Source organism: Intrasporangium flavum, assembly GCF_001956915.1.
Lineage (GTDB): Bacteria > Actinomycetota > Actinomycetes > Actinomycetales > Dermatophilaceae > Monashia > Monashia flava.
The window spans coordinates 1-23,231 of the sequence record NZ_MLJO01000011.1 but is presented as its reverse complement, the minus strand read 5'-3'; the positions used below and the strand labels follow the sequence as shown (position 1 = coordinate 23,231).

Sequence of the window (23,231 nt, the reverse complement as noted above, 5' to 3'; positions counted from 1 at the left end):
TCAGGTCCGGGAGGATGCGCCCAGGACCCAGCGGGCGGCCGCGGCGACGTCGTCGACGACCTCGACGCCGTCCGGCGCCGGCGGGCGTCTGACGACGACGACGGGCACGCCGAGCGCGTCCGCCGCGTCGAGCTTGGCCTCGGTGAGCGAGCCGCCGGAGTCCTTCGTCAGCAGCACGTCGACGCGCCGCGAGGTGAGCAGCCGCGTCTCGGCCTCGAGCGTGAAGGGTCCGCGGGTCAGGAGCACCTCCCACGAGGCGGGCACGGTCCACTCCGGAGGGTCGACGACGCGGGCCAGCACGTAGCGGTCGTCCCACCGGGCGTACGCCTCGAGCTGCTGGCGGCCGGTCGTGACGAAGGGGCGCGAACCGATTTCTTCTGCCGCGTCCCGGGCGGCCTCGACGTCGTCGACCCAGGTGTAGGCGCCGGCGCCGGGCCGCTCGGACCAGCCGGCGCGCTGCAGCCGGACCAGGGGGACGCCGGTGGCGTGGCACGCCGCGGCGGCGTTGCCGCTGATGCCGGCGGCGAAGGGGTGGGTGGCGTCGACGACGGCGCCGAAGCCCCCGTCGGTGAGGTGGGCGGCCAGCCCGTCGATGCCGCCGAACCCTCCGGTGCGCACCGGCCCGACCGGCAGCGCCGGCCGGCTGACGCGTCCGGCGAGGCTCGACTCGACGTCGAGGCCCGCGCCGACGAGCACGGCGGCGAGGGCGCGGGCCTCGCCCGTGCCCCCGAGGAGCAGGACCCGCATCAGGCGGAGATGCGCAGGTGCCGCGTCATCTCGCCGACGGCGACGGTGATCGAGTGCCCGAGGTGCACGACGCCGTCCTCGATGGCCTCCTGCTCGCTGCCGCCGAGGCCGACGACGACCTCGGGGTGGCGGGCGTGGACGGCCTCGACGATGGCGCGCGCGGCGTTGATGTCGTCGGCGCGCGGCACCGCCATGACGATGCCGGCGGCGTGGCGCAGCTCGACGGCGCGCACCCACTCGTCGGCCGGTAGGTCGGCGCCGACGTACGCGGTGGCGAAACCGGCCCGGCGCGCCGCGACGGCGAACGCGAGCAGGCCCAGCTCGTGGCGCGCACCGGTGGGCAGCCCGATGAGCAGGCCGGGGCCGTCGGAGCGGCCGGACGCGGCCTCGTACGCGGCGGCGAGGCGGCGCTGGACGGCGTAGGACACGAGGTGCTCGCCGGCGACCGTGAGCCGGCCGTGGGCCCAGGCCTCCCCGACGAGCCGGAGGGTCGGCATGAGCCAGTCGTCGACGACGTGCTCGAAGGTGCCGAGGGCGAAGCGGGCGTCGAGGACGGCCGTGGCCGACGCGGCGTCGAGGCGCTCGGCGGCGCGCAGGAACGCCTCGGCGTCCTCGGACTGCGGCCCGCGCGAGGGGCCGTGCGGCCGGATCGGGGAGACCCGGGCGGAGCGGCCCGCGCCCGCGCGGCCGGCAGGCTCGGGGGCGGAGAGGCGGCGGAGCGTCTCGGCGGCGGCCTCGCGGGCCGACCAGCCGTCGGTGACGAGGGAGTTCATGATGGCGAGGGCGCGCACGTCCTCGGGTCCGTAGAGGCGGTACCCGCCGTCGGACCGCTTCGGCGACACGACGCCGTAGCGACGCTCCCACGCGCGCAGGGTCGCGACGCTGATCCCGGTCAGCTCTGCAGCTCGTTTGATGGTGTACACGACGTTCTACTCCAGACGCTCGAGCGCCTCACGCATGCCCTTCTCGGCGTCGTCGCCGAGCCTCTTGAGGGCGGGGGCGAGAAGCGGCGCGACGAGTCGCGCGATGCCCTTGAACTCGAAGTCTGCCCGGTACGTGACGGTCGTGCTGCCGTTCTGGCCCACGAAGGTCATCGTGTCGTGCGCGACGACGGTGGGGTTCTCGCCGCGCAGCGCGAAACGCTGCCCGGGAACCCGCTCGGTGACGAGGTAGTCGAGCTGGGTCCTGCGCCCCATGAAGGATGAGGTGTTCCGGTACCGGGTGCCGACGTCGCCGTCGCCCGAGACGCGCTCGGTGCTGACGGTCCCGGGGTCCCACTCGGTCGTCGTCGTGAAGTCGCTGAGGTAGGCGAACACGACGTCGACGGGCCGGTCGACCGTCACCGATCGCTCGATGTCCATACCCTCTCCAAACCTTTGACATACCTTCGACAACCACCATACGGTGTGGACGAAGGATGGACAACGTATCGGGGAGAACCCGCGAGTCCGACCCCATCCCCCCATCCGGTCGGGGCCTCGCACCGAACCACCCGGGACCACGACTCATGCAGGAGGCCCTCGGTGACCCGTTCGCCCCACGGATCCCCCCGTCCCACCGCCGCCGTCATCGGCGCCGGGGTGTCGGGACTGACCGCCGCTCACGTGCTGTCGGCCACCCACGACGTCACGCTCTTCGAGTCCGACGAGCGCTTCGGCGGCCACGCGCACACCCACGACGTCCGCGGCGCCGACGGCCCGCTGCGCATCGACTCCGGCTTCATCGTCCACAACGAGCGCACCTACCCGCACCTGCTGCGCCTCTTCCGCGAGCTCGACGTGCCGACCCAGGCCACCGAGATGAGCATGAGCATCACGTGCGAGGGGTGCGGGCTGTCCTACGCCGGGGGCCGCGGCGCCAAGGGCATGTTCGCCCAGCCCTGGCGCGTCGCCGACCCGCGGTTCGTGCGGATGCTCGCCGACGTGCCGCGCTTCCACCGGGCCGCCCGGGCCCTGCTCGCCGACGACGGGGCCGGCGGCGACCCCACGTGGGGCGAGTTCCTCGAGGCGAGCGGCTTCTCCCCGTACTTCGTGCGCCACTTCGCCATCCCGCTCGTCTCGTGCGTGTGGTCCTGCGGCGACCTCGACGCGACCGCCTACCCGGCGCGCCACCTCTTCCGGTTCCTCGACCACCACGGGATGCTCACCGTCACCGGGTCGCCGCAGTGGCGCACCGTCACCGGCGGGTCGCGCACCTACGTCGACGCTCTCGTCGCGCGGCTCGGCGACGCCCGCACCGGGGCCACGGTCACGGCGCTGTCGCGCCACGACGACGGCGTCGACGTCGTCGTCGACGGTGGGCGGGTGCAGACCTTCGACCGGGCCGTCGTCGCGACGCACGCCGACCAGGCCCTCGACCTGCTCGCCGATGCGACGCCCGACGAGAAGCGCGACCTCGCCTCGATCCGCTACTCCCGCAACGAGACCTGGCTGCACCGCGACCCCTCGGTCCTCCCCCGGCGCCGCGAGGCCCGGGCCTCGTGGAACTACCGGATGCGCTCGTGCGAGGCCCCGGCGTCGGAGGTCCTCGTCAGCTACTGGATGAACCGGCTGCACGACCTGCACGACGGCGACGACCACGTCGTCACGCTCAACCCCGGCGCGCACGTCGACGGCTCGACCGTCACGGCCCGGATGGAGTACGAGCACCCGATCTTCACCCGCGAGGCCGTCGAGGCCGCGGCCCGCCTCCGCGAGAGCGGCGGCGACCGCCTCGCCTTCGCCGGAGCGCACCTCGGCTGGGGCTTCCACGAGGACGGCTGCCGCTCCGGGGTCGAGGCCGCCCAGCGCCTGGGGGCGCACTGGTGACCCAGGTCGTCACCCCTCCCCCGGTGCCGGCCCTCGTCGACGGCACGGTCAGCCACACGCGGCGCGCCCCGCTGCACCACGCCTTCACCCACGACGCGTACCAGTGGCTCGTCGACGTCGACGCCATCCCCCGGTACCGCTGGCCCGCAAGCCTGTTCGCGGGCTTCCGGGCCGAGGACCACCTCGACGGCGGACGCCTCGGCGGCGGCCTGCGCGGCGACGTCGAGCGCTTCCTGGCCCACCGCGGCGTCGGGCTCGACCCGGCCGACCGCGTCCTCATGCTCGCGAACGCGCGGGTGCTCGGGCACGTCTTCGACCCGCTGTCGGTCTTCTGGTGCCTGCGCCCCGACGGTGCCGTGCGCGCCGTGGTCTTCGAGGTGCACAACACCTACGGCGAGCGCCATGCCTACCTGCTCGACGTCGACGACGCCGGCGCCGCTGGCGTCGACAAGGAGTTCTACGTCTCGCCGTTCAACGACGTCAGCGGCCGGTACGCCATCCGGCTGCGGCTCGACCCCGGCCACGTCGCCGTCACCGTCCGGCTCGACCGCGACGGCGAGACCGTCCTCACCGCCGTCACGCGGGGTACGCCACAACCGGCCACCCCGGCCGCCCTGTTCCGACTCGTCCGCCGCCACGGCCTGATGACCCAGCGGGTGACGGCCCTGATCCGCGCCCACGGCATCCGGCTCTGGCTGCGCCGCCTGCCCGTGATGCCCCGACCCAGCCACCCGAAGGAGGCCGTCCGATGACCGCCGCGCCCGCCCCCGTGAGCCAGCCCGTCTGCCTGCGCCGCCCCGTGCTGCGCCCGTTCTGCCTGCGCGGCAAGCTCGCCCGCAACATCGTGGCCCAGGTGGCCGGACGAGTCCCGGTCGACCTCGTGCTCCCCGACGGCACGCTCCTCGGCGGCGGCACCCGCGACGGCTCGCGACCCGGCCTGCGCATCGTGCGGCCCGACGCGGTCTTCGAGCGCCTCGCCCACCACCCGAAGATCGGCATCGGCGAGGCCTACATGGCCGGCGACTGGACGGCCGCCGAGGGCACCGACCTCGCCGACGTGCTGCGCCCGTTCGCCGAACGGATGACCACGGCGGTGCCGCCGTTCTGGCTGCGGCTGCGCGGCTTCGTCGACCGGCGCATCCCGGCGATGCAGCGCAACTCGCTGCTCGGCTCGCGGCGCAACATCGAGGCGCACTACGACCTGTCCAACGCGATGTTCGAGACCTTCCTCGACGACACGCTGACGTACTCGTCGGCGCTCTTCGACCACGCGTCCTCGACGCCGCTGCCCGAGCAGGGCTTCGAGGAGGCCCAGCTGCGCAAGGTCGACGCCATCCTCGACGCCGCGCGCGTCACCGAGGGCAGCCGCGTCCTCGAGATCGGCACGGGCTGGGGCACGCTCGCCCTGCAGGCCGCGCGGCGCGGCGCGCAGGTGACGACCGTCACCCTGTCGAAGGAGCAGGCGGCGCTCGCGCGCGAGCGGATCGCGGCGGCCGGGCTCGCCGACCGCGTCGACGTGCGCATCCAGGACTACCGCGAGGTCGAGGGCAGCTACGACGCCGTCGTCAGCGTCGAGATGATCGAGGCCGTCGGCGAGGAGTACTGGGACACCTACTTCCGCACCATCGACGAGCGGCTCGCCCCCGGTGGCATCGCCGCCGTCCAGGCGATCCTCATGTCGCACGAGCGCCTGCTCGCCACGAAGCACAGCTACGGCTGGATCCAGAAGCACATCTTCCCCGGCGGCCTCATCCCGAGCGTCGAGGCGATCCGCTCCACGACGGCCGCGAGCACCACGCTGCGGTTCACCGACGTCCACGCGTTCGGCACCGACTACGCCGAGACCCTGCGACGCTGGCGGGAGCGGTTCACGGCGCGCTGGGACGACGTGCGGGCCCTCGGCTTCGACGAGACGTTCCGGCGCAAGTGGGAGTTCTACCTCGCCTACTGCGAGGCCGGGTTCTCGACCGGGTACCTCGACGTCGCACAGATCCGGTTCGAGCGGCCGGGCCGGTCGGTCCCGGCCTGAGGAGGCAGGCGCATGGCGAGCGAGCGGACGACGGCGATCCTCTGGTTCCGCCGTGACCTGCGGCTGCACGACCACCCGGCCCTGCTCGCGGCGCTGGAGGCGGCCGACGAGGTGCTGCCGGTGTTCGTGCTCGATCCGCGCCTGCTCGACACCGCGGTGCCGCGGTCGCAGCGGCTCGTGGCGTCGCTGCGCTCTCTTGCGTCCGACACCCGCGACGCGCTCGTGGTGAGGAAGGGCGACCCCGTCGACGTCATCCCGCGCCTCGCGCGCCAGGTCGGCGCCGCCCAGGTGCACGTGACCCGTGAGACCACGCCGTACGGCCGGCGCCGTGACGAGGCGGTGGAGAAGGCGCTCGCCGACGACGACCGCGAGCTCGTCGCCACGGGGACGCCGTACGCCGTCGGGCCCGGCATCGTCGTCAACGGGTCCGGCTCGCCGTACAAGGTCTTCACGCCGTTCTCCAAGGCCTGGCGACAGCACGGCTGGCCCGACCCGGCCGAGCGCCCGGCGCGCATCCCGTGGGCCCGCCCGCGCGTCGCGTCCGACGACCTCCCCGCGCTGCCCGACGGCGTCCGGCTCGAGGCCGGTGAGGCCGCCGCGCGCAAGCGGTGGGAGGAGTTCGTCGCCGACGGGCTCGACGCGTACGCCGACGAGCGCGACCGCCCCGACCTCGACACGACGAGCCGGATGTCGGCGCCCCTCAAGTACGGCGAGATCCACCCGCGCACCATGCTCGCCGACATCGCCGCCCACGGCAGCGGCCGGACGAAGGGCGCGACGACCTACGCCACCGAGCTGGCCTGGCGCGAGTTCTACGCCGACGTGCTCTGGCACCAGCCGCGCTCGGCGTGGCACGACCTGCGGCCCGAGCTCGCGAAGCTGCCCTACGACTCCGGCGCCGAGACCGACCGGCTCGTCGACGCCTGGCGCGAGGGCCGAACCGGCTACCCGGTCGTCGACGCCGGGATGCGCCAACTGCTCGCCGAGGGCTGGATGCACAACCGGGTGCGGATGATCACCGCGAGCTTCCTCACCAAGGACCTCCACGTCTGGTGGCCCGTCGGAGCCCGGCACTTCCTCGACCACCTCGTCGACGGCGACGTCGCCTCGAACAACCACGGCTGGCAGTGGGTCGCCGGCACCGGCACCGACGCGTCGCCGTACTTCCGCGTCTTCAACCCGGTGACGCAGGGGCGCAAGTTCGACCCCGACGGCGAGTACGTGCGCCGCTGGGTCCCCGAGCTGCGGCACCTGCACGGTGGCGCCGCCCACGAGCCCTGGAAGCACGAGGACGGGTATGCGCAGGGGTATCCGGAGCCGATCGTCGACCACGACGAGGAGCGCAAGGAGACCCTGGCCCGCTACGAGCGGGCGCGACGCTAGGCGAGGAGAGGGACAGATGCGGGGCCCCGTGGGCGAGCTGCGCGCCTTCGTCAACGCCGCGCTCATCCAGAAGGTCGAGCGCGACCACCGCGACCCCGACGACGTCTTCCGTCGCCGGCAGGTCGTGGCCGCCGTGACGTTCGTCGTCGGCAGCGCCGTGCTCGCGTGGGCGCTGCGGATCACGCCCGGCGACCCGCTCTTCTACGTGGCGACGCTCGCCCTGGCGGCGGTCTGGCTCGTCGGCGCGCTCGTGTCGGGGCCGCTGCACGCCGGGATGGGTCACACCCGACGCGGCGAGACGGCCCGGCCGATCGTCCAGTCGCTCGTCCTCGGGGTGCTGCTGCTCGTCGTGTTCCTCGTCGGGGCGCTCGTCGTCGCGCGCATCCCGGTGCTGCGCGAGCCCGTGGACCAGCTGCTCGACCACGCCCGGTTCGGCGCCTTCGCGGCGGTGCTGGCCATCACCTTCGTCAACGGCGTCGTCGAGGAGCTGTACTTCCGCGGCGCCCTCTACGCCGCCCTCCCCCGCCACCAGGTGACCCTGACGACGCTGCTCTACGCCCTGACCACGGTCGGCAGCGGTGTGCCTCTCCTCGTGCTCGCCGCCGGCGCGCTCGGCCTCGTGACCGGCCTGCAGCGCCGCGTCACCGGCGGCTTCCTCGGACCGATCATCACGCACGTCGTGTGGTCCACGGGGATGCTCGTCCTCCTCCCGCCCGCCCTCTCGCTCACGAGGTGATTCCCGTGTCCACGCCCCGCACCGCCCTCGTCACCGGCGCCTCCGGCTACATCGGCGGCCACCTCGTGCCCCGGCTGCTCGACGCCGGCTGGACCGTCCGCGTCCTGACCCGGCACCGCTCGTCCGTGCAGGACCGGCCGTGGCGCTCACGCGTCGAGGTCGCCGAGGGGGACGTGTCCTCGGCCCGCGACATGCGCGCGGCGCTCGAGGGTGTCGACGCGGCCTGGTACCTCGTGCACTCGATGGACGACCGGCCCGACTTCGAGCAGCGCGACCGCGACGCCGCGACGACCTTCGCGGAGGCCGCGGAGGCCACGGGGGTCTCACGCATCGTCTACCTCGGCGGGCTGCACCCCGGCGGCGAGGAGCTCTCGCCGCACCTGGCCTCGCGGGTCGAGGTGGGCCGGATCCTGCTCGACTCCCGCGTGCCCACGGCGGTGCTGCAGGCCGCCGTCGTCATCGGCGACGGGTCGGCCTCCTTCGACATGCTGCGCTACCTGACGACGCGACTGCCGGCGATGGTCGCCCCGAAGTGGCTCGACAACCGGATCCAGCCGATCGCGATCGACGACGTCGTGACGCTGCTGGCGGGCGCGGGTTCCCTTCCGCCCGAGGTGAACCGGACCTTCGACATCGGCGGCCCGGACGTGCTGACCTACCGGGAGATGATCGCGCGGTTCGCCGACGTCACGGGGCGCCGGCGTCCGGTCGTCGTCACCGTGCCGGTGCTGACGCCGCGGCTCGCGAGCCACTGGGTCGGGCTCGTCACGCCGATCTCGGCCGGGCTGGCCAAGCCGCTCGTCGGCAGCCTCGTGCACGAGGTCGTGGCCAAGGAGCGCGACCTCGAGGGCTACGTCGAGATGCCCGGCGGCCCGACGCCGTTCGACGACGCCGTGCGGTCGGCGATGCGGACCGTGCCCCGCGACACGGCGGTGCGCAACGCCGTCGTCGCGGGCGCGGCCGTCGTGGCCTGCGCGGTGGTCGGGTCGGTGGCCACCAAGCCCGAGTCCCGGTGGTACCGGTCGCTGGACAAGCCGTCGTGGCAGCCGCCGCCGCTTGCGTTCCCGCTCGTGTGGACGGCGCTCTACGCCGACGTCGCGGCCAGCGCGGCCTCGACGCTGACGGCCTTCGACCGCGCCGGTGACGCGTCAGGGCGGTCGCAGTTCCTCAAGGCGTTCGGCACCAACCTCGCGCTCAACGCCGGGTGGAGCTGGGTGTTCTGGCCGGCCCGGCGGCCGGGCCTGGCGGCGCTCGAGTCGGCGGTGCTGACGGCGAGCGGTCTCGACCTCGCGCGGCGCGCGGCGCAGGTCAGGCGTCCGGCCGGCGCAGCCCTGCTCCCGTACGCGGCGTGGTGCGGGTTCGCGACGGTGCTCTCGGCCGCGATCGCCCGGCGCAACCGGCGTCGGTGAGGCGCCGGCGTCAGAGCCACCAGCAGTCGGAGGGCTGGGGCAGCCCCGCCACCCGCGCCTCGAGGAAGGCGAACTCCTTGGCGAACGAGGGCACCGCACCGCCGACGTGGGTCGGCGTGAGGTTCGCCGAGAAGGCGACGTCCGCGCCGAGACGGCACCAGTCGTGCGCCAGGCCGCGCCCGACCGCGTAGGGGATGACGTCGTCGGCGAGCGAGTGGGTCACGAGCACGGGGACGGTGGGGCGGATCCGGCCGAGGCGCTGCTCGTCGAGGATCGTGCGGAACGGCTCGGCCTGGGCGAGGTCGTGCAGCGTGCGCCCGTCGGAGGTGAGGTCGGAGGAGCGGGTGAACGCGTGCGCGGCGACCGACTCCACGACGCACTCCCCCTCCACGTCGGCGATGACCTGACGCCCGTGGGGGTTGAGGTAGGCGTCGAGGGGCAGGTCGTAGGCGGCACCGAGGCCGGCGACCGCGTAGAGGGCGAAGGCGGCGTAGAGCCCGCCGTCGAGGTGGTCGGCGACCGCGACGAGGTCGGCCGGGACCGCGCCCGCCACGGCACCGCGGACCCGCAGCTCGGGCGCGTACGCGGGGGCCAGCTCGACGGCCGCGGCGGTGGCGCCGCCGCCCTGGCTGTAGCCGGCGAGGAGCACCGGCCCGTCGGTCGGCAGCCCCGTGCCCGGAAGGCGCTGCGCCGCGCGGACCATGTCGAGCACGGCGTGGGCCTGCGAGACCCGGGTCATGTACGTGTGGGTGCCGGGCGTGCCGAGGCCCTCGTAGTCGGTGAGGGCGACCGCGTAGCCGCGGGCGAGCAGCCCGCTGACGAAGGCGCCCTCGTACTCGGAGCCGGCCGCGAGCTGGCGACTCGGGGCGCAGCGGTCGGCGAGCCCCTGGGTGCCCACGGCGTAGCCGACGACCGGGCGACGGCCCGGGCCGACCCACGCCGCGGGCGGCACGAGCACGGTGCCGGTGACGGCGTCGGGGAGCCCGGCGCGGTCGCGCGAGACGTACATGACGCGCGTCGCGCGGGCCGCCGAGGGCACGAGCCGCAGGGGGTCGAGGTAGAAGGTCATCGCCTCGGACCGGATGACGGTTCCGGGAGACCCGGTGACGGTGGCCGGCGGGTCGTAGAAGCCGCCACCCACCGCGGTGGAGGACGCGCTGGGTGGCGGCGGCGTCGCATCGGGCGCGGCCGAGGCCGGTGCGGCACCGCCGGTCACTCCCCCGAGGAGGACGAGGACGGCAGCAGTGGTGCGGACCGGTAGGAGGCGGGCGGCACGGCTCACGGCGAGGCTCCTTCGCGTCGACCGCAGACAACCTACTGGCAGTAACCGCCACTGTCCTGTCGAACCGACGCTGCCCTCGTATCAGGGCTTCTAGCCATGAGGACATACAGCCGAAGACAGCCCCATCGGGGCCAGTCGCCGGGATCATCCGTGACCGGACACACGCGGGACCCGCCCGGTTCATGAGGCCGGCTGCGACACCGAGGCGTCGGGAAGACCACCATCTCGACAACGGGACCGGCAAGATGTGCCGGGCGCGCATCGTCACCTGCACCGAAAGGGTGGGATGTACGTCCGGGGTCGTCCACGACAACCCGTACAGCCAACTCGAAGGACTCGAAGCTCTTGAGCGTTTCCCTGTGGCTCGCAGTCGTCGTGCTGGCATGGGGCGGGTGGGCACTCTGGCTGGTCCAGAGTTTCCACCCGCTCAGCCCACACCGCACGACGACCCTCGTCGGCCTGTTCATCGCAGGCCTTGCCATCGCGGTCTGGCAGGACATGCCAGCGAACGTCAACCGCTGGCTGGCCAGCAACGACCACGTGATGCCCGTCGTCCTGCTTGTGGCGACGGTGCTGGTCATCGTGGTGCTGCGCCGTCGTCGCTGGCCGCTTCGGCTGGTCAGCTGGCAGGCAGTTGCCCTGCTCCTTGTCGGATTCGTGAGCTTGACGGAGCGCTGGCACAATCCGAGCTTTCAGGGCCTTGGCAACATCACGTCGTGCGTTGCGGAGGCGCAACGATGGCTGCCAGGCACCCTGGCCGACCTCCCCACAGACCTGTTGCCGAATGCCTTCCTCTTCGCGCCCGTCGGCCTCGGTCTGGCTCTCATGGGGCTGCCATGGACGCGAATCCTCGGCTACATCATGGCCGCCTCGGTCACGATCGAGCTCTACCAAGCCCTCTTCACGACTCGTGTGTGCGCGCCCCGTGACGTCGTCTGCAATCTGGCCGGCGCAGCGCTGGGGGCCCTCACTGTGAGGTTCCTGGTCCAGGCGGCCACGTCGACCCGTCCGGTGCCCGACGAGCGCAGCCATTCCGACAGACCCACGTCGGACGACGTGGCCATGCGATAGCCCAGCTGGTCAGCCATGACCTGCGGCTACGGTCAGGACATGCCATCGATGAGCGAGCTGGTCGGAGCGGCGACACACGAGCTGCGAGGCGCCCTGGCGCCGGTCGCGGGCGCCGACTGGTCGGTGCCCGCCGGCGACGTCGAGTGGTCGTGCCGGCGCACCGCGGCCCACGTCGCCGACGACCTCTTCTCCTACGCCTCGCAGGTGCTGGCCCGGCCAGCGGCCGGCTACCTGCCGGTCGAGGCCGTCGTCGAGGACCGCGGCAGCAACGCCGAGGTCCTCGACGTCGTCGTCATGTGCGGCGACCTGCTGCGGCTGGCCGTCGACGCGGCGCCCCGCGAGGCCCGGGCGTGGCACCCGTGCGGCGTCTCGGACGCCGACGGGTTCGCCGCGATGGGCGCCCTCGAGACGCTCGTGCACGGCTACGACATCGCACAGGGCATTGGCGTCGGGTGGCTGCCGCCCGACGAGCTGTGCGCGCCGGTCATCGCCCGGCTCTTCCCGGACGCGCCCGCAGGTCGCCCGGCCGAGGTGCTGTTGTACTGCACCGGGCGACTCCCCCTCGGCGACCGCCCCCGGCTCACCGAGTGGGCCTGGGACTCGACGGTGCGCGACGAGGCCTAGGCCGGCTCGCGGGTGAAGGTCCGCCGGTAGGACACCGGTGGGACGCCGAGGCGCCGCTGGAAGTGGTGGCGCAGGATCGCCGCGGTGCCGAACCCGCACTCGCGAGCGATCCGCTCGACGTCGAGGTCGGTCGTCTCGAGCAGGTAGCGGGCGCGGAGCACCCGCTGGCCGGTGAGCCACTGGTGCGGCGAGGTGCCGACCTCCGCGGCGAACCGCCGCGCGAAGGTGCGCTCGGACATCGCGGCGCGACGCGCGAGCGAGGGCACCGAGTGCTCCTCGTCGAGGTGCTCGAGCACCCAGTCGAGGACGTCCTGCAGGGAGTCGCACGACTGCTCGGGCACGGGCGTCTCGACGTACTGGCGCTGGCCGCCGGAACGGTGCGGCGGCACGACCATCCGGCGGGCGATGCGGGTCGCGACCTCGGAGCCGAGCTCGGTGCGCACGAGGTGGAGGCACGCGTCGATGCCGGCGGCGGTGCCGGCGCTCGTGATGACGCGGCCGTCCTCCACGTAGAGGACGTCGAGGTCGACCTTGGCGCTGGGACAGACCTCCGCGAGCTTCGACGCGTAGCGCCAGTGCGTCGCGGCCTCGCGGCCGTCGAGGATGCCTGCCGCGGCGAGGGAGAACGCGCCGGAGCACACCGAAAGGACCCAGGCGTCGCGGTCGACGGCGTCGCGGAGCACGTCGAGGACGGCGGGGTCGAAGGGGCCGGTGACGGTGCCGGCCGGGACCGCGACGAGGTCGGCGTCGCGGGCGGCCTCGAGTGGGTGGGTCGGCACGACGCCGATGCCGCTCGTCGTGCGGTGGACCTCACCGGGGCGCGAGGAGCAGACCCGGAAGTCGAAGGCGGGCACGCCGTCGTCGGTGCGGTCGATGCCGAAGACCTCGCAGAGGACGCCGAGCTCGAACGCGGCGACGGGCTCCTGGACGACGACGGCGATGGTGCGCAGCATCCGACGAGTCTGGCACGGATCTGGCAGGAAATGAATGAGGGACGACAGTTCTGCCACTCGTGGCGGTTTCTTCAGAAGCGCAGACTTTCTGCCATGGACATCATCATCGTCATCGCCCTGATCGCCCTTCTCGCCGCCGCCCTCGAGCCGGCCCACCGCCGCACCCGCGGCCTGCCCCGCGCACCGATGGGAGCGGACGCGGACGTCGACCTCGACACCCGCATCGTCCTGCACGACGCCTTCCCGCAGCGCTGGTGAGCCCGCCCCCTCCTCGCCACGCCGACCCCTGACGCGCCCCCGTCCGCACCGGACCGGGGCGCGTCGTCATGCGTCGTCATGCGTCATGGCGCAGGCGGGTCCTGACGCGAGATCCGGTCGAGGTCCCGCACGCAGAACCCGTGGTGGGCCCACTCCTCCTCCAGCACGGTGCCGAGGCACCGGCGCACCGTGCGCCCGCGGGCGTACGGGGGCCACCGGTCGTCGCCCGGCACCGGGGCTACGCGCTCGAGCAGGTCGGGCGTCGCCGCGGCCAGCCACTGCTGCACCTCCGACGCCTGCGCCTCCCGCACCGCGAGAACCTCGTCCAGGCTCGGGCGGGCCGAAGGGTCGAGCTCGGGCTCCCGGTCCATGACGTCAGCCGGCCCGAGCCCGAGTGACGTGAACGGCTCGGTGCGGCCCAGCACGCAGCGCCTGGCCCACGAGTCGTGGACGAAGACGAGGTGCCGCAGGGTCTCGACCGTCGACCACTCGCCGTCGACGCTGCGGTGCTCGCTGCCATCGGGCATCGAGCGCACCCGCTCGACCGTCGCGGCCCAGTCGTCCCGCAGGCGCCGCCAGGCCTCGAGCAGGTCCTCGGGCCGGTCCGAACGCATGAGCAGCCGCACCGGGTGCCGACGGTCGAGCTCGGCCTCGACGTACGGCATCACGTCGACCCCGTTGACGACCAGACCGGTGACCAGCCCGTCGATCTCGGCATCCTGCATCACCACGCCGACCATGCGGGTCCTGCTGAGGTCGCACTCACGGAACTCCGCGCCGGACAGGTCCTCGTCGAGGAAGCGTCGCATGCGCACAGGCTAGGCCGCACCGCCGACGCCACACTGGGCCCGGCGGCCGCCCCTCAGAACGGTGGTGGTTCGGGTTCCGTGGCTAGCTCCGGTTCGGGAGGGCCCGCCCTGGGCGGAGTCGTGCCCGATCCGGATCCGGCGCCGGGGTCGGCGAGGCCTTCGCGCCAGTTCCTGGGATAGGTGACGTAGTCGCGGCCGGCGAGCGTGGTCCAGTGCACGGCGCCGCTGACGCCGTCGGGGCCAGCGCCGCTCGGGCTGGTGTGGTCTGGGCCTTCGGGACGGTGGGCGGTCCAGGCTCGGGCGGTCTTGGGGTGGTGGCAGCCGCGGGACAGGGACTGCAGGTTGTCCACGTCGGTGGGGCCGGCGGGCCAGGGGGTGATGTGGTCGAGGTCGCAGCGCTCGGCGGGGACGGTGCAGCCCGGGGCGCGGCAGACCCCGTCGAGGGCGCGGACGTGCTCGGCCATGGCGCGGGTCGGGGTGTACCGGTCGGTGGACAGCTGCAGGGCGGTGCCGGTGTCGACCGCGACGGCCAGGCGCTGCCAGGTCGAGCCGGGCGCGGTCATGATCTGACGGGCGTGGGCGGCGGTGACCCAGCCGTGCCCGGGCAGCTCGCACGCCGCGTCGGAGACCCCGGCTGCGACCTCGAACGGGACGACGATGCGCACCACGGCCGGCGGCGCGGTGGCGGTGGGGCCATCGGGCGTGGTGCCGAAGAGGGCGAGGTCGGTGAGCAGGTCGCTGCGCAGCTGGTCCAGAGTGCGCTCGTCGCCGCTGGCGCGGGCCGCGCGGGCCAGGGCCTGGACGCGGTCCAGGACCCCGACGACGCGTTCGGCGGTCGCGGTGATGCTGATGACACCCATCCCGTCCTCGACCAGGCGCCCGAACACGCCCCGGCGGCGCATGGCAGTGATGTGGCGCTCGTCGGTGCCGCGATGGTCGGCGGCGGTCACACAGCGGCGCAGCCGGGCCCGGAACAGCCGCTGCGAGGCGCAGGTCCCGTCCGGGGCCGGCGCCAGCACGGTGGCCGTCACGTCGGGCAGCACCTCGTCGGGGAGCAGCCGGGTCTCGGCGACGACGGTCAGGGCCCGGTACAGGCTGACCCGGCCGTGGCGCAGCGCGTCGCGCAGGACCCGGTGGCGGCGTGTCGCCAGGGCCAGCTCGAGCCGGCGGGACACCTCGGCCTCCCCGACCCCGGTCGCGCACGCGATCTCAGCCGCGACGACCCGCTCGGTCGAGACCGGCACGGGCGCGGCGGTGGCCAGCCGGGCCAGCTGCTGCTCCTGGATCGCGTGCAGCGCCGCATAGGCCTCCAGCAGCCGCGCCTCCAGGCGTGCCTTGGTCCGCTCCAGCGCCTCGACCTGGGCCAGCACCCGGTCACCGGCAGCATCGAGCCGCACATCACGGAACCCGTCCGGAGCAACCGGTTCGAGCCGCGCCACCGCGTCGAGGTGCTCGGAAGCGTTCGCGTCGACGTCGACAGCGAGGCCGACAGCGTTCGGCACCCCTTCGCGCCGGGCCCGGTCAGCAGTGAGGATGCGCCGCACGCGGGCGAGACCACCAGCCGCTGCGGCCGGCTGCGCGTCGAGGTAGGGCATCGCTGCTCTCCTCTCGCCGGGCGATCACCTACCTCAATCAGAACACATGTTCGAACCTGATGGAAGGCTTGTCCACAGGACAGAAGCTCGCGAGCCCCGTTCTTGCACAGTCCGATTCAGCAGGCGGACCGACCGCGACCAGGCCCCGGAGGCGAAAGCCCCCGAGCGGCGCTGGGCTACGACGCGGCCGACTTCGGGCGGGACTTGCGGCGAGTCAGCAGCACGCCGGCGATGCAGAGCCCACCTCCGACGAAGGTCAGCGCCGGCGGCACCTCATCGAGCAGGACCCACGCGATGAGGGTCGCGATGAACGGCACGAGGAACGTCGTCAGCGTGACCGTGCCGGCATTCCCCCGCGCGAGCACGTAGGCCCAGGTGGAGAAGGCGATCGCCGTCGGGAAGACGCCGAGGTAGACGATCCAGAGGAGCGAGGACGCGTCGCTCGTGCGGACGACGTCGACGAGCTGGCCGGTCCACGGCAGGCACGTGACGGCCCCGACGACGCAGGCGATCCAGGTGACCTCGGGCCCGGGCAGCCGCCCGAGCAGCGGCTTCTGCGCGAGCACGCCGACGGCGTACGTCACCGCTGCGAGGACCGCGAGCCACACGCCCACGAGGTCGCCGGACCCGCCGGAGGAGAACCCTCGGGCGATGACGACGACCCCGGCGAACCCGACCGCCATGCCGATGAGGAGCCACCGCGACATCGCCTCGCCGAGGAACACCGTGGCGAGCAGGGCCACGATGATCGGGCCGATCTGGACGATGAGGGCCGAGGTGCCGGCGTCGATGCGCCGCTCGGCCTCGTTGAGCGCCAGGTTGTAGATGCCGAACCACGCGACGCCGCAGAGCAGCAGGAGCGGCCAGTCACGACGGGACGGCCACGTGCGGGGCCGGCGGAACACGAGGACCGCGAGCGCCACCGACGCCACGAGGAGCCGGCCGAGTGACAGCGCACCCGCCGGCACGTCGCGGCCGAGGTGTCGGATGGCGACGAACGCCGAGGCCCAGAGCACGAGCGTCAGGCTCATCGCCCCGAGGACGAGCCAGCGGTTCGACGCGGGCTCGCCGGCCGGGACCCCGTCGGCGGGGCGGGACGACGCCGGTCGCTGGGCGTCGCGGTCGGACTGCGCTTCGAGGCTCACCAGAGAAACCTAGGCCCCGGCACCGACAGCGCGCCGCCCCATTTCCGGCCAGGCGTGCGCAGCATGCCGCCACATCCCGGACACCAATTCCTACCGATCCACTTCCATAAGTTAGAGTTCGTCACATGGAAACGTGCAGTTATGTGATGCGTAGCGCCTGGGAGCGATGTCGGCCGGTCGCCTGAGCCGAGGACCCTCCCGGTCCCGACCCATCCCGCACCCGCCACCCCCTTCGCCACATCCACCGCACGCCTGAGAGGTCCCGCCATGTCCCGTCACGCCCCGCGCACCGCCGTCCAGCTCGCCGACACGGCTCGCCGGCTCGCCCGCCAGCAGACCCTCTGGTCGCGGCTCGTCGACTTCGACCCGGTCACCCGCTACTACGCCCGCCTCCACGCCGACGACGCCCACGAGGCCTGGCTGCTGACCTGGCTGCCCGGGCAGGGCACGCCATGGCACGACCACGGCGGCAGCTCCGGCTCGTTCGTCGTGCTCCAGGGCGTCCTCACCGAGGAGGTCGCCGGCTACCGCAGCGCCGTCGACCTCGACGACGTCCGACGCGTCACCGGCCCGGGCGTCCGGCTCACCCCTGGCGACCAGCGCACCTTCGGCCGGCGCCACCTGCACCGGGTCACCAACCTCGGCCCCGACCCGGCCGTCAGCCTCCACGTCTACGCCCCGAAGCTGACGCTCATGACGAGCTACCGTGAGCTCGACGGCGCGCTCGTCGTCGAGGAGGAGCAGGCGGCAGGAGTGGACTGGTGAGCCGAACCATCGACGAGGTCCTCGCGGAGGCCCGCTCCCGCCTGCACCGCGTGACGCCCGAGGAGGCCGATCAGGCCCGGCATCGCGGCGCCGTCGTCGTCGACATCCGCCCCGAGGCCCAGCGTCGGGCCAACGGCGAGCTGCCCTTCGCGGTCGTCATCGAGCGCAACGTCCTCGAGTGGCGCCTCGACCCGAGCAGCGAGGCCGCCCTCCCGATCGCGAGCCACGACCTCGAGGTCGTCGTCCTGTGCCAGGAGGGCTACACCTCGAGCCTCGCCGCCGCGTCGCTGCAGGACCTCGGCATCCACCGGGCCACCGACGTCATCGGCGGGTACGCCGCCTGGCGCGACTGGCTGGCCGGGCGGCCCGCCGACGCGACGCCACCCGCCTGACGGCGCGATCCGCGCGCCCGACCGCGATGCTCAGTGCCCCGGTCCGACGACCATCTTGGCCCGCTCGGACGGGTGGGCGCCGCCCTTGGCCGCGAGCGTCGCGCAGGCGTCCTCGATGTCGCGGGCGAGGGTGTCGACGTGCTCGCGGCTCATCGTCTCCTTGACGAGGGCGCGCATGATCGTCACGTCCTGCGCGTCGGGCGGCATCGTGTACGCCGGCACCATCCAGCCCCGCTCGGCCGACAGCTGCCAGGCGATGTCGAACTCGTTGTAGTCGTGCTCACCGGCCAACCGGAAGGCCACGAGCGGCAGCTGCTCCTCGTCGCGCCCGATCAGCTCGAAACGCCCCATCGCGTCGAGCTCCTGCGCGAGCATCCGGGCGTTCTCCTGCATGTTGCGCATGACGTAGGTGTAGCCCTGGCGGCCGAGGCGGACGAAGTTGTAGTACTGCGCGAGCACCATCGCCGACCCGGTCGAGAAGTTCAGGGTGAAGGTCGAGTCGGTCTTGCCGAGGTAGTTCTCCATGAAGACCAGGTCGGGCGCCAGATCGGCGACCTCGCGGAAGACCAGCCACCCGATGCCCGGGTAGACGAGGCCGAACTTGTGCCCCGACACGTTGATCGAGCGCACCTGCTCGAGCCGGAAGTCCCACGGCGAGTCGGGGTAGAGGAAGGGCCACACGAAGCCCCCGCTCGCCCCGTCGACGTGCAGCGGCACGTCGAGGCCGCGCTCCTGCTTGAGCCCCACGAGCAGGTCGTTGATGCCCACGACGTCGTCCTTGTGGCCGGTGAAGGTCGTGCCGAGCACGGCGGCGACGCCGATGGTGTTCTCGTCGACGTGGGGCGCCACGTCGTCCGGCCCGATCGTGTACTTGCCCGGCCGCAGCGGCACGATGCGCGGCTCGACGTCGAAGTACCGGCAGAACTTCTCCCAGACGACGTGCACGTCGCCGCCGAAGACGAGGTTCGGCCGCTCCGTCGAGGCGCCCTCGGCCTGGCGCCGGGTGCGCCAGTTCCACTTCAGCGACAGGCCGCCCAGCATGATCGCCTCCGACGAGCCCTGGGTCCGCGCGCCCGTCGTCGGGCCGGGGGCGTGGAAGAGGTCGGCGAGCATGCGGATGCAGCGCTGCTCGATCTCGGCCGTGCGCGGGTACTCCGCGTGGTCGATGAAGTTGCGGTGCAGGTTCTCGGCGATGATCCGCTGCGCCTCCGGTTCCATCCACGTCGTCACGAAGGTCGCGAGGTTGCGGTTCGGGTCTCCCTCGAGGGCGAGGTCCTCACCGACGAGGCGCATGGCGTCGACGGCGCTCATCCCCGTGTCGGGGAACTCGCGGCTCGGCACCTCCTGCGTGACGAAACGGTTGCCGTAGAGGGCGGCGACGGCGTCGAGCTCGGACGGGGTGCTCATCGGTTTCTCCTTCGCTCGGCGACGGGTTGTGGGGGTGTCACATCCCGGCGCCAGGCCGGGAGCATGAGGGCGGCGCCGACGAAGAAGCACGCGGCGCCGAAGAAGGTGCCGGCCACGGCGATACGGGTGTCGAGCACCTCGTCGCTGCTCGGTACGACGTAGCTGGCGACCGCCGAGGCCATGAAGAGCACCGAGCCGAGCATGTTGACCCACGCGATCCGCCACGCCGGGGACGCCGGCTCGAGGCTGAGGAAGCGGCGCGAGACGGCCAGCACGGCGAAGGTGCTCGACACGAGGAAGAGCACCGACCCGTACAGGTCCGGTCGCCACACGTAGCGGTTCGACTCGGCGGCGGTCGCGTTGTGCGTGAGGGCGGCCGTGGTGCTGATGTTGAAGAACAGCGTGCCGGGGAACTGGGTGGCCGCGGCCAGCCACGCGCGGTCGTGCGGCAGCCAGCCGGCCAGGTGCGCCCGGACGCGCCGGCGCTGGGAGACCTCGTCGACGCCGGTGGCCCCGGGGGTCTGCGCCTGGACGAGCTGGGCGTAGGAGGCGGTCGTGAAGAAGACCGACCCGACGACGTAGGTGACGCCGTCGACCCAGCCCCCGGTGGCCGCCAGGTACGCCGGCACCGACCCGACCACGAAGCACGCCGACCCGGCCATGAAGAGCCAGGCGATCGTCGTGTTGAGGCGATCCGGTCGCACCTGCATCCTTTCGGCCCCTCTCGACGACGGCTCGGTCGCTCCACTATCGACGGATCGCGGACGCGGCGACTCACACCCTCGGGATGAGTCAGGCGACGGTCGTCTCGACCGGCTCTTCCGGCTGCGGCGGCCCCGGAGTGGGCAGCACCGCCGTGAGGACGAACGACACGACGACGGCGACGACGACCTCCGGGGTGATGCTGAGCCCGTCCGCGCCCATGAGCAGGGTCGCGAGCAGCACCGACGTCAGCGGCAGCCGCAGCATCGCGCAGCACATCGCGCCGATGCCGGTGCCGATGGCCGCCGCGAGCTGCATCCCGGGCAGCCCGCTCACGGCGATGCCGAGCACCGCCCCGACGAACATCGCCGGGAACACCGGACCGCCCCGGAAGGCGCTGAGCGACAGCCCGTAGGCGACGCTCTTGAACAGCGCGAGCAGCAGGAGTGCACCGAGCGAGTAGTCGGCGGCGTGCGCGACGAGGCCGGGCAGCTGGTCCTGACCGGAGAAGAGCACCTGGCCGAAGCCCCGCCCCGTGGACACCTGGTACGCGGTGGCGCACAGCCCGACGAGCAGGCCCAGGCCCACAGTGACCGGCACCCGGCTGCGGTGCACGTGCGGGCGCACCGACAGGGCGAGCCACCGGATGCCCCAGCCGAGGAGCGCCCCGAGGATGCCCACCGGCACGGCCCACAACAGCGACGCGACGGTGGGCGTCGCCGCCTGCGGCACGGTGGTCAGGGCCAGCGAGAACGTGCCGAGGCCGGTCCAGTGGTCGAGGCCGACGAAGACGAGGGCGCCGATGCCGGACGCCAGCAGGCCGGGCAGCGCGACGAGGCTCAGGGTCGCCCCGGCGATGCCGGCGGCCTCCATGATGAGGAACGCGCCGAGCAGCGGCGACCCGAGCAGCGTGCTGACGGCGGCGAAGCTGCCGGCCGAGGCCATGATCGTCACGGCCATCGGCGGCGCGTCACGCCTGGCCAGGCGCACCGTGAGCGCCGCGAGCCCACCACCGAGGGCGATGAGCGGCGCCTCGGGGCCCAGCACCGCCCCGAGACCGAGGGTCGTCAGGGCGGCGAGGGCGACACCGGGCAGCTCACGGCCTTGGACCGGTCCCGTGCCGGTGTGGAAGCCCAGTGCAGGCGAGTGGCCCGCGGTGCCCGGCAGGTACCGGATGGTGAGGGCGACGAGCAGGCCGCAGAGCGTCAGCCACGGCACCGGCCACCACGCCGGGGGGCCGCCGGAGAAGAGCGACGTGGGCAGGTCGTCGAAGAGGTAGGTCTGCAGCGCCGAGACGAGGGCGAGGAAGCCGTACGCGACGGCGGAGACGGGGATGCCGAGCAGCGCCGCGAGCACCAGCGCGGACACGTAGGCCCGGGACCGGACGATGCTCGCCGGGTCGAGGGCGCCCGGTGGTCCGGGTGGCGTGCCCGCGTCGGTCACTCGGTCTGCCTCCTCGCCCGAGGTCCCGCCCGGCGGCGGGACCGTCCGTGCGTCCGTGCGTCCCAAGGTAGCCCCGGCCCCGGGTCCGGCGTGGGCGATCGGCCGGTTCCCCGAGTCGCGCTCAAGGACCCGCCGGCGCCCGGGTTCCCTTCCGCGCGGCGCGAACCGGACGAATGCCACCACGCGCCGAGCCACGGCGTACGGCGTCGGTGAGCCGGTCGAGGTGGCTCGACCCCAGTCGCCACCGCTGCCAGTAGAGCGGCACGTCGACGTGGTCGCGGCGACCGAGACGCACCACCTCGCCGGCCGCGACAGCGGGTTCCAGCTGCGACTCGAGCAGCACGCCCCACCCGAGCCCCGAGCGCACCGCCGTGACGAAGCCGGCCCCGTCGGGCACCTCGTGCGTCGGTGGAGGGGACGTGACGCCGTGCCGCTCGAGGACCCGCTGCTGGAGGTCGTCCTTGGCGTTGAAGCGCACCACGGGCATCGCCGACCAGTCGACGCCGCGGCCGCGGGCGTGGCGCTCGACGAGCAGCGGCGAGGCTGCCGGGACGTATCGCAACGTCGCGAGGGGCTCGGTCGAGCACCCTTGCACCGGAGCGGGATCCGAGGTCACGGCGGCCAGCACGTGGCCGGCGCGCAGCAGCGACGCCGAGTGGTCCTGGTCCTCGACGCGCAGCCGCAGCACGACACCGTCCCACGTGGCGGCCTCGCGCAGCACCGCGCCGAACCACGTCGCCATCGAGTCGGCGTTGACGGCGACGCTCAGCTCGACCACCGCGCCGGCCTCCGGCGCCAGCTCGCGGACCGCCTCGTCCTCGAGCAGGCGCTGCTGGCGCGCGAGCCGCACGAGCGACTCCCCCGCGACGGTGGCCCGGCAGGGCGTGGCCCGGACCAGCACGACCTGGCCGATCTCGTTCTCCAGCGAGCGGATCCGCTGGCTCACCGCGGACGCCGTGACGTGCAGCTGGCGCGCGGCCGCCTCGAAGGTGCCGGTCTCGACGATGGCGAGCAGGGCGGCGAGCTGGTCGGGCTGCAGGCGCATGAAGCCATGCTAAGGATCGACAAGGAACATTCGCTTCACTGTCGCGATCACGACGCCTACCGTCGACACCATGACCGTCGCGCTCACCGGCTTCCTCACCATGGCGGGCCTCATCGTCGCCATCGGTGCGCAGAACGCCTACGTCCTGCGGACCGGCCTGACGCGTCGGCACGTCGGCGTCGTCGTGACGGTGTGCGCGGTGTCGGACGCCGTGCTCGTGGTCCTGGGCGTGCTCGGCGTCGGACGCGTCGTCACCGACCACCCCGCCGTGCTGACGTGGGTGCGCTGGCTCGGCGCCGCCTACCTCGTCGCGTTCGGCCTCCGGTCGCTGTGGAGCGCCCGCCACCCAGCCGCCCTGCGCGCCGACGACGAGGGGCCGGGGCGCCGCGGCGTCCTCGCCACGGTCCTGGCGCTGACGTGGCTCAACCCGCACGTCTACCTCGACACGGTGCTGCTCGTCGGCTCCCTCGCCAACCAGCACGGGTCGGCCGGACGCTGGTGGTTCGTCGCGGGCGCCGTCACCGCGAGCGTCGCGTGGTTCACCGGCCTCGGCTACGGCGCGCGGCTGCTCGCCCCGCTCTTCGCCCGGCCGGTGACGTGGCGCGTGCTCGACGTCGTCGTCGCGCTCG

At 73.4% G+C, this 23,231-nt stretch carries 24 protein-coding genes; 12 read left to right on the top strand and 12 right to left on the bottom strand.

Annotation, left to right across the window (positions count from 1 at the left end):
• The 3 genes from BIV28_RS09200 to BIV28_RS09190 are packed head-to-tail and all read right to left on the bottom strand — an operon-like array spanning position 1 to position 2,108.
• Entirely contained in the window at positions 1-747 is a 747-nt protein-coding gene (locus tag BIV28_RS09200; RefSeq protein WP_076261207.1) for a cobalt-precorrin-6A reductase, read from the bottom strand.
• Complete coding sequence (locus BIV28_RS09195; protein WP_076261206.1) at positions 747-1,670, bottom strand: MerR family transcriptional regulator; 924 nt, start codon at positions 1,668-1,670, stop codon at positions 747-749. The genes BIV28_RS09200 and BIV28_RS09195 overlap by 1 nt, the downstream gene beginning before the upstream one ends.
• A gap of 6 nt (positions 1,671-1,676) precedes the next feature.
• Positions 1,677-2,108 carry an SRPBCC family protein gene (locus BIV28_RS09190; RefSeq protein ID WP_076261204.1) on the bottom strand — a complete coding sequence of 144 codons (432 nt, stop codon included), beginning with the start codon at positions 2,106-2,108 and terminating at the stop codon, positions 1,677-1,679.
• A gap of 162 nt (positions 2,109-2,270) precedes the next feature.
• Between BIV28_RS09190 and BIV28_RS09185 the strand changes: the two genes are divergently transcribed.
• From BIV28_RS09185 to BIV28_RS09160, 6 genes are read left to right on the top strand one after another with little or no spacing between them, the layout of a single operon-like run.
• Entirely contained in the window at positions 2,271-3,554 is a 1,284-nt protein-coding gene (locus BIV28_RS09185) for an NAD(P)/FAD-dependent oxidoreductase (RefSeq protein ID WP_076261203.1), read from the top strand.
• Positions 3,551-4,306 (top strand): DUF1365 domain-containing protein, encoded by a 756-nt coding sequence (locus tag BIV28_RS09180; protein WP_242652864.1) that lies wholly within the window; start codon positions 3,551-3,553, stop codon positions 4,304-4,306. Before BIV28_RS09185 ends, BIV28_RS09180 begins: the two co-directional genes overlap by 4 nt.
• Positions 4,303-5,583, top strand: a complete 1,281-nt coding sequence (locus tag BIV28_RS09175) for an SAM-dependent methyltransferase (protein ID WP_076261201.1) — start codon at positions 4,303-4,305, stop codon at positions 5,581-5,583. The genes BIV28_RS09180 and BIV28_RS09175 overlap by 4 nt, the downstream gene beginning before the upstream one ends.
• A gap of 12 nt (positions 5,584-5,595) precedes the next feature.
• Positions 5,596-6,966, top strand: a complete 1,371-nt coding sequence (locus BIV28_RS09170; RefSeq protein ID WP_076261199.1) for a cryptochrome/photolyase family protein — start codon at positions 5,596-5,598, stop codon at positions 6,964-6,966.
• Positions 6,967-6,982: 16 nt separating this feature from the next.
• Positions 6,983-7,702, top strand: coding sequence for a CPBP family intramembrane glutamic endopeptidase (locus tag BIV28_RS09165; RefSeq protein ID WP_076261198.1), 720 nt, complete (start codon positions 6,983-6,985; stop codon positions 7,700-7,702).
• Between the two features lie 5 nt (positions 7,703-7,707).
• On the top strand, positions 7,708-9,111 hold the full coding sequence (locus BIV28_RS09160) for a tryptophan-rich sensory protein (RefSeq protein ID WP_076261196.1): 1,404 nt from the start codon (positions 7,708-7,710) through the stop codon (positions 9,109-9,111).
• 10 nt (positions 9,112-9,121) lie between these two features.
• On the opposite strand, the gene BIV28_RS09155 is transcribed toward BIV28_RS09160, so the two are convergent.
• Complete coding sequence (locus tag BIV28_RS09155) at positions 9,122-10,393, bottom strand: lipase family protein (RefSeq protein ID WP_242652863.1); 1,272 nt, start codon at positions 10,391-10,393, stop codon at positions 9,122-9,124.
• 345 nt (positions 10,394-10,738) lie between these two features.
• Between BIV28_RS09155 and BIV28_RS09150 the strand changes: the two genes are divergently transcribed.
• Both BIV28_RS09150 and BIV28_RS09145 read left to right on the top strand, forming a co-directional pair.
• Positions 10,739-11,464 carry a VanZ family protein gene (locus tag BIV28_RS09150; RefSeq protein WP_076261194.1) on the top strand — a complete coding sequence of 242 codons (726 nt, stop codon included), beginning with the start codon at positions 10,739-10,741 and terminating at the stop codon, positions 11,462-11,464.
• A 39-nt stretch (positions 11,465-11,503) separates the two neighbouring features.
• Entirely contained in the window at positions 11,504-12,088 is a 585-nt protein-coding gene (locus BIV28_RS09145) for a maleylpyruvate isomerase N-terminal domain-containing protein (protein WP_076261394.1), read from the top strand.
• Here the strand turns inward: BIV28_RS09145 and BIV28_RS09140 are convergent.
• On the bottom strand, positions 12,085-13,041 hold the full coding sequence (locus BIV28_RS09140) for a GlxA family transcriptional regulator (RefSeq protein ID WP_076261192.1): 957 nt from the start codon (positions 13,039-13,041) through the stop codon (positions 12,085-12,087). The two genes, BIV28_RS09145 and BIV28_RS09140, sit on opposite strands and share 4 nt — an antisense overlap.
• Before the next feature lie 93 nt (positions 13,042-13,134).
• Here BIV28_RS09140 and BIV28_RS19995 point away from each other — a divergent pair, with 93 nt between their 5' ends.
• A complete protein-coding gene (locus BIV28_RS19995; protein ID WP_207555874.1) occupies positions 13,135-13,299 on the top strand; it encodes a hypothetical protein in 165 nt (54 codons plus the stop codon).
• Between the two features lie 83 nt (positions 13,300-13,382).
• Here BIV28_RS19995 and BIV28_RS09135 read toward each other — a convergent pair whose 3' ends face one another.
• The 3 genes from BIV28_RS09135 to BIV28_RS09125 all read right to left on the bottom strand — a co-directional run bounded on the left by BIV28_RS09135 (position 13,383) and on the right by BIV28_RS09125 (position 16,848).
• Positions 13,383-14,108 (bottom strand): DinB family protein, encoded by a 726-nt coding sequence (locus BIV28_RS09135; protein ID WP_076261392.1) that lies wholly within the window; start codon positions 14,106-14,108, stop codon positions 13,383-13,385.
• 53 nt (positions 14,109-14,161) lie between these two features.
• Positions 14,162-15,703, bottom strand: coding sequence for an HNH endonuclease signature motif containing protein (locus BIV28_RS09130; RefSeq protein ID WP_076261191.1), 1,542 nt, complete (start codon positions 15,701-15,703; stop codon positions 14,162-14,164).
• Positions 15,704-15,879: 176 nt separating this feature from the next.
• Complete coding sequence (locus tag BIV28_RS09125) at positions 15,880-16,848, bottom strand: DMT family transporter (RefSeq protein WP_242652862.1); 969 nt, start codon at positions 16,846-16,848, stop codon at positions 15,880-15,882.
• 267 nt (positions 16,849-17,115) lie between these two features.
• On the opposite strand from BIV28_RS09125, the gene BIV28_RS09120 reads away from it, so the two are divergent.
• Both BIV28_RS09120 and BIV28_RS09115 read left to right on the top strand, forming a co-directional pair.
• Positions 17,116-17,613, top strand: a complete 498-nt coding sequence (locus tag BIV28_RS09120; RefSeq protein WP_076261189.1) for a cysteine dioxygenase — start codon at positions 17,116-17,118, stop codon at positions 17,611-17,613.
• Entirely contained in the window at positions 17,610-18,005 is a 396-nt protein-coding gene (locus BIV28_RS09115; protein ID WP_076261188.1) for a rhodanese-like domain-containing protein, read from the top strand. Before BIV28_RS09120 ends, BIV28_RS09115 begins: the two co-directional genes overlap by 4 nt.
• 30 nt (positions 18,006-18,035) lie before the next feature.
• Here the strand turns inward: BIV28_RS09115 and gad are convergent, their stop codons facing one another.
• The 4 genes from gad to BIV28_RS09095 all read right to left on the bottom strand — a co-directional run bounded on the left by gad (position 18,036) and on the right by BIV28_RS09095 (position 22,602).
• Positions 18,036-19,412, bottom strand: coding sequence for a glutamate decarboxylase (gene gad, locus BIV28_RS09110; RefSeq protein WP_076261186.1), 1,377 nt, complete (start codon positions 19,410-19,412; stop codon positions 18,036-18,038).
• Entirely contained in the window at positions 19,409-20,116 is a 708-nt protein-coding gene (locus BIV28_RS09105; RefSeq protein ID WP_242652861.1) for a hypothetical protein, read from the bottom strand. Before BIV28_RS09105 ends, gad begins: the two co-directional genes overlap by 4 nt.
• 88 nt (positions 20,117-20,204) lie before the next feature.
• On the bottom strand, positions 20,205-21,557 hold the full coding sequence (locus BIV28_RS09100; RefSeq protein ID WP_076261183.1) for a chloride channel protein: 1,353 nt from the start codon (positions 21,555-21,557) through the stop codon (positions 20,205-20,207).
• Positions 21,558-21,678: 121 nt separating this feature from the next.
• Positions 21,679-22,602, bottom strand: a complete 924-nt coding sequence (locus tag BIV28_RS09095; RefSeq protein ID WP_076261181.1) for a LysR family transcriptional regulator ArgP — start codon at positions 22,600-22,602, stop codon at positions 21,679-21,681.
• 70 nt (positions 22,603-22,672) lie between these two features.
• On the opposite strand from BIV28_RS09095, the gene BIV28_RS09090 reads away from it, so the two are divergent.
• Positions 22,673-23,231: LysE/ArgO family amino acid transporter (locus tag BIV28_RS09090; RefSeq protein ID WP_076261180.1), on the top strand; the 559-nt coding region annotated here is incomplete at its 3' end.

Coding starts and splice junctions, on each gene's coding strand:
- BIV28_RS09200 (WP_076261207.1), bottom strand. CDS start 747: ATGCGGGTCCTGCTCCTCGGGGGCACGGGCGAGGCCCGCGCCCTCGCC.
- BIV28_RS09175 (WP_076261201.1), top strand. CDS start 4,303: ATGACCGCCGCGCCCGCCCCCGTGAGCCAGCCCGTCTGCCTGCGCCGC.
- BIV28_RS09140 (WP_076261192.1), bottom strand. CDS start 13,041: ATGCTGCGCACCATCGCCGTCGTCGTCCAGGAGCCCGTCGCCGCGTTC.
- BIV28_RS09120 (WP_076261189.1), top strand. CDS start 17,116: ATGTCCCGTCACGCCCCGCGCACCGCCGTCCAGCTCGCCGACACGGCT.
- BIV28_RS09165 (WP_076261198.1), top strand. CDS start 6,983: ATGCGGGGCCCCGTGGGCGAGCTGCGCGCCTTCGTCAACGCCGCGCTC.
- BIV28_RS09145 (WP_076261394.1), top strand. CDS start 11,504: ATGCCATCGATGAGCGAGCTGGTCGGAGCGGCGACACACGAGCTGCGA.
- BIV28_RS09190 (WP_076261204.1), bottom strand. CDS start 2,108: ATGGACATCGAGCGATCGGTGACGGTCGACCGGCCCGTCGACGTCGTG.
- BIV28_RS09130 (WP_076261191.1), bottom strand. CDS start 15,703: ATGCCCTACCTCGACGCGCAGCCGGCCGCAGCGGCTGGTGGTCTCGCC.
- BIV28_RS19995 (WP_207555874.1), top strand. CDS start 13,135: ATGGACATCATCATCGTCATCGCCCTGATCGCCCTTCTCGCCGCCGCC.
- gad (WP_076261186.1), bottom strand. CDS start 19,412: ATGAGCACCCCGTCCGAGCTCGACGCCGTCGCCGCCCTCTACGGCAAC.
- BIV28_RS09135 (WP_076261392.1), bottom strand. CDS start 14,108: ATGCGACGCTTCCTCGACGAGGACCTGTCCGGCGCGGAGTTCCGTGAG.
- BIV28_RS09095 (WP_076261181.1), bottom strand. CDS start 22,602: ATGCGCCTGCAGCCCGACCAGCTCGCCGCCCTGCTCGCCATCGTCGAG.
- BIV28_RS09170 (WP_076261199.1), top strand. CDS start 5,596: ATGGCGAGCGAGCGGACGACGGCGATCCTCTGGTTCCGCCGTGACCTG.